Annotated in this window: 14 protein-coding genes and 1 tRNA gene; 8 read left to right on the forward strand and 7 right to left on the reverse strand. The window is 69.9% G+C overall.

What is annotated here, in order from left to right; translation table 11 throughout:
• Positions 1 to 90: 90 nt before the first annotated feature.
• From ACWGIC_RS42685 to ACWGIC_RS42695, 3 genes are all read right to left on the reverse strand, one after another.
• Positions 91 to 164 (reverse strand) — tRNA-Pro (locus ACWGIC_RS42685).
• A 29-nt stretch (positions 165 to 193) separates the two neighbouring features.
• Positions 194 to 1,174 carry a metallophosphoesterase gene (locus ACWGIC_RS42690; protein ID WP_452081651.1) on the reverse strand — a complete coding sequence of 327 codons (981 nt, stop codon included), beginning with the start codon at positions 1,172 to 1,174 and terminating at the stop codon, positions 194 to 196.
• A gap of 379 nt (positions 1,175 to 1,553) precedes the next feature.
• On the reverse strand, positions 1,554 to 3,707 hold the full coding sequence (locus ACWGIC_RS42695) for a transglycosylase domain-containing protein (RefSeq protein ID WP_452081652.1): 2,154 nt from the start codon (positions 3,705 to 3,707) through the stop codon (positions 1,554 to 1,556).
• Between the two features lie 337 nt (positions 3,708 to 4,044).
• Here ACWGIC_RS42695 and ACWGIC_RS42700 point away from each other — a divergent pair, with 337 nt between their 5' ends.
• Entirely contained in the window at positions 4,045 to 4,338 is a 294-nt protein-coding gene (locus tag ACWGIC_RS42700; RefSeq protein ID WP_020664154.1) for a WhiB family transcriptional regulator, read from the forward strand.
• A gap of 43 nt (positions 4,339 to 4,381) precedes the next feature.
• Here the strand turns inward: ACWGIC_RS42700 and ACWGIC_RS42705 are convergent, their stop codons facing one another.
• From ACWGIC_RS42705 to ACWGIC_RS42715, 3 genes are read right to left on the reverse strand one after another with little or no spacing between them, the layout of a single operon-like run.
• Complete coding sequence (locus tag ACWGIC_RS42705) at positions 4,382 to 5,503, reverse strand: ArsA family ATPase (protein WP_452081653.1); 1,122 nt, start codon at positions 5,501 to 5,503, stop codon at positions 4,382 to 4,384.
• Positions 5,503 to 6,507 (reverse strand): ArsA-related P-loop ATPase, encoded by a 1,005-nt coding sequence (locus ACWGIC_RS42710; RefSeq protein WP_452081654.1) that lies wholly within the window; start codon positions 6,505 to 6,507, stop codon positions 5,503 to 5,505. The genes ACWGIC_RS42705 and ACWGIC_RS42710 overlap by 1 nt, the downstream gene beginning before the upstream one ends.
• Before the next feature lie 22 nt (positions 6,508 to 6,529).
• Positions 6,530 to 6,778 (reverse strand): hypothetical protein, encoded by a 249-nt coding sequence (locus ACWGIC_RS42715; protein ID WP_452081655.1) that lies wholly within the window; start codon positions 6,776 to 6,778, stop codon positions 6,530 to 6,532.
• Between the two features lie 187 nt (positions 6,779 to 6,965).
• Between ACWGIC_RS42715 and ACWGIC_RS42720 the strand changes: the two genes are divergently transcribed.
• From ACWGIC_RS42720 to ACWGIC_RS42750, 7 genes are all read left to right on the forward strand, one after another.
• A complete protein-coding gene (locus tag ACWGIC_RS42720) occupies positions 6,966 to 7,127 on the forward strand; it encodes a DUF4177 domain-containing protein (protein ID WP_020664158.1) in 162 nt (53 codons plus the stop codon).
• 10 nt (positions 7,128 to 7,137) lie between these two features.
• Positions 7,138 to 7,593 (forward strand): RidA family protein, encoded by a 456-nt coding sequence (locus ACWGIC_RS42725; RefSeq protein ID WP_452081656.1) that lies wholly within the window; start codon positions 7,138 to 7,140, stop codon positions 7,591 to 7,593.
• Positions 7,593 to 8,222, forward strand: a complete 630-nt coding sequence (locus ACWGIC_RS42730; protein ID WP_452081657.1) for a hypothetical protein — start codon at positions 7,593 to 7,595, stop codon at positions 8,220 to 8,222. The genes ACWGIC_RS42725 and ACWGIC_RS42730 overlap by 1 nt, the downstream gene beginning before the upstream one ends.
• A gap of 38 nt (positions 8,223 to 8,260) precedes the next feature.
• Positions 8,261 to 9,445: a hypothetical protein gene (locus ACWGIC_RS42735; protein WP_452081658.1), complete on the forward strand. Its 1,185-nt coding sequence runs from the start codon at positions 8,261 to 8,263 to the stop codon at positions 9,443 to 9,445.
• Between the two features lie 155 nt (positions 9,446 to 9,600).
• Positions 9,601 to 10,425 carry an NUDIX hydrolase gene (locus ACWGIC_RS42740; RefSeq protein WP_452081659.1) on the forward strand — a complete coding sequence of 275 codons (825 nt, stop codon included), beginning with the start codon at positions 9,601 to 9,603 and terminating at the stop codon, positions 10,423 to 10,425.
• Positions 10,426 to 11,202, forward strand: a complete 777-nt coding sequence (locus ACWGIC_RS42745) for an MBL fold metallo-hydrolase (protein WP_452081660.1) — start codon at positions 10,426 to 10,428, stop codon at positions 11,200 to 11,202. It begins immediately after the preceding gene.
• A complete protein-coding gene (locus ACWGIC_RS42750; RefSeq protein ID WP_452081661.1) occupies positions 11,199 to 11,453 on the forward strand; it encodes a glutaredoxin domain-containing protein in 255 nt (84 codons plus the stop codon). Before ACWGIC_RS42745 ends, ACWGIC_RS42750 begins: the two co-directional genes overlap by 4 nt.
• A gap of 351 nt (positions 11,454 to 11,804) precedes the next feature.
• Here ACWGIC_RS42750 and dnaN read toward each other — a convergent pair whose 3' ends face one another.
• A complete protein-coding gene (gene dnaN / locus ACWGIC_RS42755; RefSeq protein WP_452081662.1) occupies positions 11,805 to 12,878 on the reverse strand; it encodes a DNA polymerase III subunit beta in 1,074 nt (357 codons plus the stop codon).
• Positions 12,879 to 12,890: the final 12 nt, after the last annotated feature.

The following is a 12,890-nucleotide window of genomic DNA, read 5'->3' on the forward strand; positions in this document are numbered from 1 at the left end:
GGGGTGGGGGTGATCCCCCCCATATTTTACACACGTATGTTTTGTTTTCTACGGTGGTTTTTTTGCAGATGACGAACCCTCACTCACCAGTCGGGGTGGCGGGATTTGAACCCACGACCTCCTCGACCCGAACGAGGCACGCTACCAAGCTGCGCCACACCCCGAGGTACTGCTTAGCGGGTCGGGAGTAAGTCTAGCGGACGGGTTTCGCGGCTTTACGCGGGGCTGGTTTGCGGGGGTCTGAGGTGCCGGATCCGCGCGGGACCAGCGTTAACAGGCTCGCTTCTGGCGGGCAGGCGAAGCGGGCGGGGGCGTAGGGGGAGGTGCCGAGTCCGGCTGAGACGTGCAGCCACATGCGGGCTCCCCAGCGGGAGGCGCCGCGGGCGCGGCTGCGGTCGAGTTCGCAGTTGGTGATGATGGCGCCGTAGCCGGGGATGCGGAGCTGGCCGCCGTGGGTGTGGCCGGCGAGGACGAGGTCGTAGCCGTCGGTGGCGAAGGTGTCGAGGACGCGTGGTTCCGGCGAGTGGGTGACGCCGAGGCGGACGGCCGCGGTGGTGTCGGCGGGTCCGGCGATGTCGGAGTAGCGGTCGCGATGGAGGTGCGGGTCGTCGACGCCGGCGGCGAAGACGGCGCGTCCGCCGACGTCGACGGTGCGGCGGACGTGGGTGAGGTCGATCCAGCCGTGTTCGACGAAGGCGGCGCGGAGGTCGCGCCAGGGCAGCTGGGTGCCGTGGATGCGTTTCTTTTTGCCGCGGGGCATGAGGTAGCGCGCGGGGTTTTTGGGTTTGGGCGCGTAGTAGTCGTTGCTGCCGAAGACGAACAGCCCTGGCCGGTCCAGCAGCGGGCCGAGCGCGCGGAGCACGGACGGGACCGCGGTGCGGTGGGAGAGGTTGTCGCCGGTGTTGACGACGAGGTCCGGTTCGAGTTCGTCGAGCGCGGCGACCCAGCGTTGTTTGGCCCGGTGGCCGGGGAGCATGTGCAGGTCGGAGACGTGCAGGATGGTGAACGGCGGGGTGCCGGGCGCGAGTACGGGCAGTTCGGCGGTCCGCAGCGTCCAGCGGCGGCGTTCGATGCCGACGGCGTAACCGAGGGTGGCGGCCCCGAGGGCGATGGTCCCTACGGCAAACCGCTTCGCGGTGCCCCGGGCCGGACTGGCGTTACCGAGCGTGCTCACGTGTTCGAGGATACGTGTTCGGCGTTGCGGGGGCGTGGCCCTGGTTCAGTCGTGGAGTTTGCTCTCCCGGGTGACCGGGGTGCCGTTGTCGGAACCAGGGTGATCGAGGTCGCCGGAGTATGCCGTGCACAGCCGGACCGCGACCTGCACGTACTCAGCCAGGCGGCCGTCGCCGACTACGGAGACGACCGCGCATTCGGCAGTGAAACGGCCAGCGGAGGGGCCGCGGCGCGTAATGCGGCCAGCGCCTCCGCGGCCTCGGCTCCGTCAATTGCGTCCGGCATGAGTTTGTCGGCGGGATCGGCGCGGGCTGTGCAGCAGCTCAATAGGGCGAGCGTGCCGCACAGCCCGGCCAATCCCGTTCTCAAACTCGCCGGATTCAGTTGGTGTACGCCGGATCCTCCGGCGGCAGCGGAACGACCGGCTGGTCCTTCAGGATGTTCGCCATCGCGCCGAACCACGTCTGTGCGGGCGTCTTGCCACCGAACATGTTTCCGGTGCCGCAGGTGTTCACGCTGCCGACGCCGTTGTAGCAAAGGCCGCCGCTGCCGCCTTCCGGACGGAACACCATTGCCGCACCCGCCATTTGCGGCGTCCCGGCCACGAAGGTCGCCGAGCCGTTGTTCTGGGTCGTGCCCGTCTTGCCGACGAGCGGACGGTTCCACCCGACTCCCTCGGCCGCCTTGGCCGACGTGCCGCCGGGCTGGTCGTCCTTGCTCATCCCGACCGCCAGGGAGTTCGCGAGGCCTTCCGGCACGACCTGCTCGCACGGCGCTTCCTTGATCGGCACTGGCTTGCCGTCGCGGTCGGTCACCGACGCCAGCGGGGTCGGCGGGCACCATTTGCCGCCGCTCAGGATGGTCGCGGCGACGTTCGCCATTTCCAGGCCGCTGGTCGGGCTGAAGCCGAGGGTGAACGCACCCGTGCCCGGATAGTTCGGTTTGGGGCCGTAAGCCTGCGCCTGGGTCTGGTTCTTGCCCGACTCGTTGGACTTCGGGTCGACGCGGCCGCCGCCCGGGTTGCTCGCCATGGTTTCGCGCATGCCGAGCTTGATCGCCATGTCGATGCCCGGTCCGGTGCTGCCGATCTTGTCCTCCAGCGCCACGAACGCGGTGTTCGGCGAGGTCGCCAGCGCGTTCTGCAACGAAGCCGACTCGGGGTAACCGTTGCCCGCGTTGCCCACGCAGTACCAGCGTGAGTTCAGCGGCGGGCCGGTCGGCGGGCAATGGTTGCCGCCACCGGTGAAGACGTGCGAGGTGTACCCGTTGCCGACTGGGATGTTGCTGTAGATCCCGGCGACATGCTGGTTCAACGCCGCCGCGGCGGTGAAGATCTTGTAGCTCGACCCCGCGCCCCCAGTGTTGAACACACCGGACGGAAGTGCGTACGTCGTCTGCCCTTGATCCGCGTCGATGCCGTAATCCCGGTTCGCCGCGAGCGCCACCACCTCATGCCGGTCCTTGCCGGGCCGGATCAGCGAAAGCGTGTTCGCGACGTTCTTCTGGGTTTTGTTCACCTGTGTCTCGGCCGAGACCTTCGCCTCGTGGTTGGCCCTCTCGTCCAGCGTGGTCTTGATCGTGTACCCGCCGGTGTACAGCTGGTCCTCCGTCATCCCGGACTTGAGCAGATAGTCCTGGACGTACTGGCAGAAGAATCCGTTTTCCGGTCCCGCGCCGGTGCAGTTCGCGGCCGGCTTCGTCGGGGTGTCCGGCACCACGCCGAGCGGTTCCGCCTTGAACTTGTCCGCGTCCGCCTTCGCCAGCTTCTGGTTGCTGACCATCCGGTCGAGCACCAGGTTGCGCCGCTTCGTCGCCTTGTCCGGGTGGTTCCACGGGTCGAAGACGATCGGGTTGTTCACGATGCCGGCGAGCAGCGCGGCCTGCGGCACGGTCAGGTTCTCCGGCGTGGTGTTGAAGTAGGCGTGCGCGGCCGCTCCGACCCCGTAGATCTGCCGGGAGAACTCGACGATGTTGAGGTAGCCGGCGAGGATCTGGTCCTTCGAGAGCTTGGTCTCGAGGTTGATCGCGATCCGGGCTTCCTTGAGCTTGCGCGAGAGGGTCTGCTCCTGCGCCTTCGCCTGACCGGTCTTGTCGCCCCGGTAGACGACGTTGATCAAGTAGTTCTTCACGTACTGCTGCGTGATCGTCGAGGCGCCCTGCGTGTCCCCGCCCGCGGTGTTGGAGACGGCGGCGCGCAGCGTCCGTCCCCAGTTCACCCCGTGGTGCTCGTAGAACGCCTTGTCCTCGGCTGACAGCAGCGCCCACTTCAGAGCCGGGTTGATCTGATCCGGCCGGACCGGGATCCGGTACTGCTTGTACAGCGTCGCGATCGGCTTGCCGCCGGAGTCGGTGATGGTCGTCACCAGCGGCGGCGGGACGTCGGCGAGGTCGGACGACGTCTTGTCGACTGTTTCGCTCGCCTGGTTGGACACGACCCCCGCGGTGCCGACCACCGGGAACATGATCCCGGCGACCAGCACCCCTGCCAGCAGGCACAGGCCGAGCAGCTTGAAAAGACCATCCGTTTTGCGCACGAAAGCCAGGGTACTGAAGGGCCGTGTCGCCTTCGTGACCTCAGCCCCGCGCGCCCCCTCCGGCGATCATTAACGGGACCCCGTGACTTGACCTCAGGTAACGGAATGCATGCTAGGTCTCGACGGAGGGAACCGAGGGACCCTACAGTCCGTCAACGTCTCACGTAGATGCCGACAGACGGAGCAGCCCGGGTGGGAGCCTGGCTGGTCCGGACAGCGGCAGCGGCACCGGGGAGGTGCCGTCACCGACGTGCGGCGCAGTGGGAAACGCTCGCGGGGGTGGGAGCGGGAGCTTCGCCTTCGCTGGTGCCATACACCAGATGAGGGAGCTGGGGGTATGCAAACCAATCAGGTTGGCTGGCGGGTCGATGCCTCGTGCCGGGACGCTGATCCCGACGGGTTGTTCGTGCGAGGCGCCGAGCAGAACAGGGCGAAAGCCGTGTGCATGGGGTGCCCGGTCCGCACCGAATGCCTCGCCGAGGCGCTCGACGGCCGGATCAATTTCGGGGTCTGGGGCGGGATGACGGAACGGGAGCGGCGCGCCCTGCTGCGCCGTCGCCCGGACGTGACCAGCTGGACCGATCTGCTCGAAGCGGCCAAGCGGGACGCGCTGGCCGCCGCGGCGGGCTGACTTTCTCGTGAGCGGCGGTGCCGGTGAGGACCGGCGCCGCCACTCACGACGTCAGTTTCACTCCGATGTCGCGCAGGCCTTCGAGGTCGTGCACGTCACCGGCGAGCGCGGGCACCCGGGTCAGCGGCACTTCCGGATGCGCGCGGGTGAAGCGCGCGAGCAGGCGGTTCTCACGTTCGGCCAGCGCGACCCGGTCGGCGTGCAGCCGCAGCACGGCCTCGGCGAGCGGCGCGTTCTGCACCGACTCGGCGGCGGTCAGCGCTTCGGTCGCGGACAGCGGCGCGAGCACCGGGTGGGTGCGGTTGGCGACCAATCCGGCCAGCGGCATCGACTCTCCGGCCAGCCGCTCCACGAAGTAGGACGCCTCGCGCAGCGCGTCCGGCTCCGGCGCGGCCACCACCAGGAACGACGTGCCGGACGACCGCAGCAGTTCTGCGGTCTTGCGCGCGCGTTCGCGGAATCCGCCGAACATGCTGTCGAAGGCCTGCATGAACGCCGACGCGTCGGCGAGCAGCTGGCCGCCGATGATCGTCGACACGGCCTTCGCGAACATCGAGAACCCGGCGCTGACCACCTTGCGCAGACCCCAGCCGCCGGCTTTCGCCGGACCGGTGAGCAGCCGGATCATCCGGCCGTCGAGCGCGGTGGACAGCCGGGTCGGCGCGTCGAGGAAGTCGAGCGCGGACCGGCTCGGCGGCGTGTCGACGATGATCAGATCCCATTCGTCGGTCGCCGCCAGCTGGCCCAGCTTCTCCATCGCCATGTACTCCTGCGTGCCGGAGAACGACGTGGAAATGGTCTGGTAGAAGGGGTTTTGCAGCAGCTGCTCGGCCCGCTCCGGACCGGCGTGCACGCGCACCATGTCGTCGAACGTGCGGCGCATGTCGAGCATCATCGCCCACAGTTCGCCCTTGGGCTCGAAGCCCTCGACCCGCACCTGCTTCGGGTGATTGCCCAGTTCGCGCAGCCCGAGCGCCTGCGCGAGCCGGCGTGCCGGGTCGATCGTGAGGACCACGGTCTGCCTGCCGCGTTCGGCGGCCCGCAACGCGAGCGCCGCCGCGGTGGTGGTCTTGCCGACGCCGCCGGAACCGCAGCACACGATCACGCGGCTGGCCGGGTCGTCGAGGAGGGCGTCCACGTCGAGCGTCGTGTCGGCGGCAGGCATCAGCGCACCCCCTGTTCCTGCAGCGTTTCGGCGAGTTCGTAGAGCGCGGCGACGTCCACGCCGTCGGTGAGGTCCGCCAGCTCCAGCGTGGGCAGGTCGGCCTCGGCGAGCTGTTCGCGGGCCCGCTGCTCGGCGGCGACGCGGACGGCGTGCTCCACGGTTTCCTCCACGAGCGCCTCCAGCGTCGCCTCCGGCAGGTTCAGCCCGGCCGAGGCGAGGCCGGAGCGCACCCGGTCGGCGTCCACCCGGCCGTCGGCGGCCGCGGTCACCGAGCGCGCGGGCAGCCGCGGCGGGCGGACCCGGTTTACCAGCACCGCGCCCGGCCGCAGGTCGGCTCCGTCCAGTTCGGCCACCGCCTCGACGGTCTCGCGGACCGGCATCTCCTCCAGCAGCGTGGTGAGGTGCACGGCGGTCTCGCCGGAGTGCAGCAGCCGCACGACGCCGTCGGCCTGGCCGCGGATCGGGCCGGTCTTGGCGAGGTCGGTGAGAGCCTTGGTGACGTCGAGGAACTTCACCACACGGCCGGTCGGTGGCGCGTCGACCACGACCGCGTCGTAGGTGTGGCGTCCGTCGGATTCCGTGCGCCCGACGCATTCCTTGATCTTCCCGGTGAGCAGGACGTCGCGAAGGCCCGGCGCGAGCGTGGTGGCGAACTCGATCGCCCCCATCCGGCGCAGCGTCCGCCCGGCGAAACCGAGGTTGTAGAACATCTCGAAGTACTCGAGCAGCGCCGCTTCGACGTCGATGTGCAGCGCGCGAAGTTCGCCGCCGCCGGGGACCGACGCGATCCGCTGTTCGGCGTACGGCAGCGGTTCGGTGTCGAAGAGCTGCGCGATGCCCTGGCGGCCCTCGACCTCGATCAGCAGCACCCGGCGGCCGCCCGCGGCCAGCGCGAGACCCAGCGCCGCGGCGAGCGTGGTCTTGCCGGTTCCGCCCTTGCCGGTGACGAAATGCAGCCGGGCCCTGGCGAGCTCGTCGGTCCAGCCAGCGGAGGGTGTGGTCACATCCCCAACACTAAACCGGTGCTCAGCTGGCCAGCATCATGACGCTGACCGCAGCGGCGACCACCGCGACGACGATCCAGGTCACCAGGCCCGGCAGCACGGTCAGCGTGAGCACTGCCACCACGATCAGCCCGGTAAGGGTGACCGCGCCGGAAATGGCCACCTGGCCCGAGTCGTTCACCCGGTCCCGCGTTTTGGCCATCACCGCCAGCACGAGCGGTATCCCGGCCGCGGCGAGCAGCACGGTCGCGACGATCCGCCAGGTCTCCACACGCCCACGCTAGCGACCTCGTGAGCGGCGATCACGGTTCTCGCCGCGATGGCCGCTCACGAGCGACGATCGGATGTGAAGTGACCCACACTCGCCCGGCTCGGCCGGGCTGTCCCCTGGACGGGTGACGGGCTTTCGGCGGCGGCGGTCCGGAGGGGCCTTGCCCGCTTGGTTACGCTCCCGAGTCATGAGTGCGACCAAATGGGAGTACGCCACCGTCCCGCTGCTGATCCACGCGACGAAGCAGATCCTCGACCAGTGGGGCGAGGACGGCTGGGAGCTGGTGACCGTGCTGCCCAACCCGAGCGGCGAACAGCACGTCGCGTACCTGAAGCGGCCGAAGAGCTGAGGGGGCGGCGTTGACCTGGAGCGACCGGCTCGCCGAGCTCGGCATCGAACTGCCCGGAGTCGCCGCACCGCTGGCCGCGTACGTGCCGGCCGTGCGCACCGGCTCGCACGTCTACACCTCCGGCCAGCTGCCCTTCGTCGACGGCACGCTCGCCGCGACCGGCAAGGTCGGCGGCGAGGTCAGCCCGGAGGAAGCCAAGAGCCACGCCCGCACGGCGACGCTCAACGCGCTGGCCGCGGTGCACGCCCTCGTCGGCATTGACTCTGTTGTCCGGATTGTCAAGGTGGTCGGGTTCGTCGCCTCCGCGGAGGGCTTCACCGGCCAGCCCGCGGTCGTGAACGGGGCGTCCGAGCTGCTCGGCGAGATCTTCGGCGACGCCGGGGTGCACGCACGGTCGGCCGTCGGCGTCGCGGAGCTTCCGATCGCGTCGCCGGTGGAAGTCGAACTGATCGTGGAGGTGGAGTGATGGACCCCGACATCGAACAGTCTCTGCACGAACTGCTGCTGCGTCTCGCCGGCCGCACGCCCGACCAGCTGTTGTGGCGTTTCCGCGACTGGCTCGGCGAAGGCGCGATGGGGACGCTCGCGCGGACCCTGCCGAGGTCTTTGCTCAAGCACAGGATCGATTTGGACCAGGCGGAGTACCGCCTGCTCGTGGCGGGTCTGATCCCGCACGGCGCCGACTGGCACCAGGTGAGTTCCACGCTGGGGGTAGACGACGTCACCGAGACCCGGTACACATTCACGCAGAGTGCGCCCGAATGGGTGAACTCCGTCGACTCTGTGTCCGTCTTGCTCCACGCGACGTTGCGTGGACGCGCGGATGTGGGGGAAGTACGGCAGAGCTGGCGGCGCCTCGGCACCGCCGGCGAGAGCGGGGCGAAGCGAGTCCTGCTGGTGACGGCGACCGCGGGACAGCCCCGGCTCACCGGTGAACTGCAGCGGGTGCTGCGGGTCATGGGGGACGAGGAGCCCAGCGTCGAGGTCATCCCGCCGCGCTTCGACCTTCCCGGGTACCACCGGGCCGCGCTCGCCGAGTCCGAGCTGGTCTGCGTAGGCGCCGCGGGCGCCGGTCATCGACTTGTCGCCGCTTAACGCTCGTTGCCGCCAGGCGAGCTGGGAGGAGCAGAGCCATGGTGGAGGTTCACGACGGCCCGATGGACGGGTTCTCGGTGCCCCTGCGCCTGCATAACTTGTTGCTGGCCCTGGCGGGCCGCATCGACGACAGCGCGCTCACCGAAGCGCGGGAACTGATCGCTCGCGCCCACATCGACGAGGCGGTGGAACTCACCACCGGCACGTTGATCGCGGGCCGGATCCCGGTGAGCGAGGCCGAACAGCGCGAGCTGGCGCTCGTGCTCGAGATGAGCCGGTCGGACGCGACGCTCGCGAACGACCTGCTGGTCACCGACCACGAGCCGATGCACACGCACCGGTTCACGGGCGACAACCAGCCCGAGTTCGGTCTCGCCGAGGCGCTCGACCGCACCCTGCAGGTGCTGCCCGACGTGCGTTCCGTGCACGCGGTGTGGCGCAACACCCCGGCGGGCAGCGTGCCGGGCGCGCTCCCGCAGCGGGTCGTGCTGGTCGAGCTGGGCCCCGAGGGCAACCCGCCCGCGGTCGCCTTCCGCGTCGACACCGCGCTGCGCCGGGCGGGCATCCGCTCGGTCGTAGAGGTGAGCGGCCCGGGGATCCCGCAGTCGGACTACCACCAGGCCGCGGGTGCCGTCGCGAGCCCGGTGTGGGTCACCGGCAGCACGCATTCGGCCCCGGACTATCGGCCGGACCCGGCTCCGCAGCGCAGTGCCCCGGCACCCGCTTCGGCTCCGGTGCCCGAACCGGTTTCGGAAGCGCCGAGCCGCCACGGGCACCGTCAGCCCGAACCGGAACCGGTGGCCGCCGAGCCGGTGGTGCCGGTCGCGCCCGTGGTGCCGATCGTGCAGTCCGTACCCGCACAGCCGGTCTCGATGCCGGAGCCGTCGGCTGAGCCCGCCGCGCCTTCGGAGCGTCCGCGGTCAGCCGGGTCTGAGACGCGTGCCGAGCGCACATCGGACCTGACGCCGTCCGAAGTGGCGCAGCTGCGCCGGGCGCTGGCTGAGGACCCGGAGAAGGGCCGCGAGATCGCTGCGGGCAAGCCGAGCATGCACGAGGTGGTCGAACTGCCCGCGCTGGATCTGGACGATCCGAGCCTGTCCGAACGCGACCGCGCGCTGCTGCGCGAGCTGCACGAGGAACTGGCTGAGCGCGAGCGGGCCGAGGCTGCCCGGTTGAGGCTTAACGGCGCGTCCCGTTCGGGCGGGGACCAGCACTGGTCCTGAAGTCCCAGTTGTTCTGTGAAAGGGCCCCTCGTGATTCCCGCGAGGGGCCCTTTCGCGGCTTCGGGCTGACGCGGTCTGTGCGGGCCGCTTGGAGGGGTCCGCGAGGTGACACAAGTAATCCGCGACGCGTACGGATTGCGAGGTATGTTGCCCGGGTGGAACGGCCGCGTGAATTCGTTTTCGACATCCCCGCCCGTCCCGGCATCGCGATCCGGGACAACGCGGATGGCCCGCCGGCGACCCCGAAGGACGCCGCCACGGTGATCCTCCTTCGGGACACCCCGGGCGGGGTGGAGGTGTTCCTCCAGCACCGGGTGAAGGGCATGGCGTTCGCCGGCGGGATGACTGTGTTTCCCGGCGGCGGGGTGGATCCGCGCGACGCCGACGCGTCCGTGGCCTGGGCCGGGCCGCCGCCGTCGTGGTGGGCCGAGCAGTTCACCTGCGACGAAAGCCTCGCCCGCGCGCTCGTGTGCGCCGCGGTGCGGGAGACGTTCGAAGAGTCCGGCGTACTGCTGGCCGGGACCGAGGACGCGGTGGTCGCGGACGTCACGCCGTACCACGAAGCACGGAAAGCCTTGGAATCACGGGAAATCTCGCTCGCCGGATTCCTCGCCGACGCTGGGCTCACTTTGCGCGCGGACCTGCTGCACCCGTATTCGCACTGGGTCACGCCGCCGCAGGAAAAGCGTCGATACGACACCCGGTTTTTCGTCGCGAAACTGCCCGAGGGCCAGCGCGCGGACGGCGCGACCTCCGAAGCCGTCGCCGCCGGTTGGCAGCCGCCCTCCGAGGCGGTCGCGGACGCGCGCGAAGGCCGTCGCACGCTGATGCCGCCGACCTGGCTGACCCTCGTCGAACTCGCCGAGTTCGCCGCCGCCGACGCGGTGCTCGGCGAGCCGCGCGAGATCGTGAAGACCGTGCCGACCCTCGTCCGGGACGGCGAGAACATCCGCGTAGTCCTCGATACTTCGGAGTCCTGAGTGACCGCTCCTGCTTATGGCGTGCTGCGCCGCGTTTCCGAGACCGCGTCGGTGCTGCTGGAGAACAACCCGTCCACGATGACGCTGGAGGGCACCAACACCTGGGTGCTGCGCGCCCCCGACGCCGCGGCCTCGGTGGTCGTCGACCCCGGCTATCACGATCTGGACCACCTGGAGAAACTCGCCGCCGTCGGCCCGGTCGAGCTGATCCTGCTGACGCACCACCATCCGGATCACGCCGAGGGCGCGCCCTGGTTCGCTTCGAAAACGGGCGCTCCGGTGCGAGCCTTCGACCCGTCGCTCTGCGTCGGCGCGTCCCCTTTCGCCGACGGCGACGTCTTCACCGCAGGCGGCCTGGAGTTCCGCGTCGTGCACACCCCCGGCCACACCGACGATTCGGTGTCGCTGCTGGTCTCAGGCCAGATCCTGACCGGAGACACCATCCTCGGCCGAGGCACGACGGTTCTGCACGACCTGGGCGACTACCTGCGCTCGCTGCGCAAACTGATCGCCCTGCCGGACGGCACCCCGGGCCTGCCCGGCCACGGCCCGGAGCTGCCTGATCTGCCCGCGACCGCGCGGGAGTATTTGGCGCACCGGGAACAGCGCCTGGATCAGGTGCGTTCCGCCTTGCGAACGCTCGGCGAAAACGCGACGCCGCGGCAAGTGGTCGAGGTCGTCTACGCCGACGTCGACCGTGCGCTGTGGGCACCGGCCGAGGCGAGCGTGCGGGCACAACTGGACTACCTACGGGCTTCTTCGGAGGACGGACAATGAGCGACGTCGAGGTCGAGTTCTACTGGCGGCCAGGCTGCGGATTCTGCTCGGCCCTGCGCCGGCCGCTGATGGCAAGCGGCCTGCCAGTCCGGGAGATCAACATCTGGGAGGAGCCGGGCGCGGCCGAGCGCGTGCGCGCGGTGGCGAACGGAAACGAGACGGTGCCCACGGTGATCGTCGGGTCGACCGCGCTGGTGAACCCGACGTTCGACGAGGTCAAGGCCGCGGTGGCCGCGGAAACGGCCGCCTGAGGACGGTTTCGGGCGATTCCCGGGCTTGCTGCGGACGCGTATCGCGCTGGCCCGGGCAGCTCCGCTGGCGCGGCAGAGCACGGCTAACTCATCGCCGCGCTCTCGCGTCGACCGCGCTCTCGCGTCGACCGCGCTCTCGCGTCGACCGCGACCGTGACCGCGACCGCGCGCCGACTCACCCTCGCGCTGACCGCAGCCTCGTGGCGACCGCCCTCCGCTGGCCGCAGCCGAGACCGCCGAGGCCCGGCAGCGGCGTACTTCCCGCCAGGACGACTCCGATTCGACCTGCCAGGGAGCCCCGGAGCAGCCCCGGAGCGAACCGCCCTCCGCTCGCGCTAGTCAGCCCGCCGGTCACCGAGGCACCATCGGCATTAAGTAGTACTTCAATCCCACCTCCCCTCCGTCCCCGTCCGCCGGAGTCAGCACGCACGCCCGCAACCCCGGCTGGATCGCCAGCCGCACCCGTTCCCCGGCGAACGGGGTGAGCGCGTCCAGCAGGTACCGGGCCTGAAACGACGGCGACGTCCGGCCACCGCAAACGTTTGCCTTCAGTAGTTCCTCTGCCTCGCCGGTGTCCTGGCGCGCACTCGCCAGCCGGAGGTGCGCATCGCCGACTTCCAACGTCAGGACCCGCCGGTCCTCGGAATAGACCCCGACCCGGCGAATGGCGGCGGCCAGCTCGTCGGCACCGACCTCCACTTCCGTGTCGACCGCGTCGGACGGGATGGCGTCCGAGGACAGGAACCCCGCGTCGAGGACTGCCGTGGTGACGGCACCCCCGGGCCAGCTCAGGGCGAAGTGGCCAGCGTCGGCGTGCAGTCCCACGGAATCAGCACTGTGGCGGGCGGCTTCGGTCAGCAAGGTGGCTGGGACCAGGACGTCGATGGGTTCCCGGACTTCCCGCAGCGGCAAGCGAGCGACGGCCATGCGGTAGCGGTCCGAGGCTGTCAGACGCAGCTCATCGCCGATCGATTGCACACGTACGCCGGTGAATACCGGGAGGGGATCGTCCTTCGAGGCCGTGCCCGCGACGGTGCGCAACGCCGTGCCGAGAGCGATGCCGTCCACTTTGGACAGTAAGGGTGGCGGCTTTGGATCGTGGTGCAGGTCGCGGTCCAGCAGGGGCAGGGCGAAGCGGGCGCTGTCGGTTCGGATCGCGAGGCGAGTTCCTTCGACGGCCAGCCGGACCTGGTCGACATCCAGCATCCGGACCGTTTCGGCGAACGGCGCGGCTGGCACTACGACTTCACCGTCGAGGTGCGTGGTTGCCGGACAGGACAGCTGCACGGCCAGGTCGCGGTCGTTGCCGGACACCACGAGACCGTCGGCGTTAGCTCGCAAGCGCAGCCGGGATTGCCGGGACAGGAGTCGGGCTACGGCGGTCGCGGCCGCCGCTAGCGGCCGTACGAAAGAAGTGAGATCCATGCCACGCAAAGT

Source organism: Amycolatopsis sp. NPDC054798 (assembly GCF_053611505.1).

What these genes read in the sequence shown, in the direction of transcription:
- ACWGIC_RS42700 (WP_020664154.1), top strand. Translation starts at nt 4,045, where the DNA reads ATGCAAACCAATCAGGTTGGCTGGCGGGTCGATGCCTCGTGCCGGGAC.
- ACWGIC_RS42750 (WP_452081661.1), top strand. Translation starts at nt 11,199, where the DNA reads ATGAGCGACGTCGAGGTCGAGTTCTACTGGCGGCCAGGCTGCGGATTC.
- ACWGIC_RS42705 (WP_452081653.1), bottom strand. Translation starts at nt 5,503, where the DNA reads ATGCCTGCCGCCGACACGACGCTCGACGTGGACGCCCTCCTCGACGAC.
- ACWGIC_RS42720 (WP_020664158.1), top strand. Translation starts at nt 6,966, where the DNA reads ATGAGTGCGACCAAATGGGAGTACGCCACCGTCCCGCTGCTGATCCAC.
- ACWGIC_RS42730 (WP_452081657.1), top strand. Translation starts at nt 7,593, where the DNA reads ATGGACCCCGACATCGAACAGTCTCTGCACGAACTGCTGCTGCGTCTC.
- ACWGIC_RS42735 (WP_452081658.1), top strand. Translation starts at nt 8,261, where the DNA reads ATGGTGGAGGTTCACGACGGCCCGATGGACGGGTTCTCGGTGCCCCTG.
- dnaN (WP_452081662.1), bottom strand. Translation starts at nt 12,878, where the DNA reads ATGGATCTCACTTCTTTCGTACGGCCGCTAGCGGCGGCCGCGACCGCC.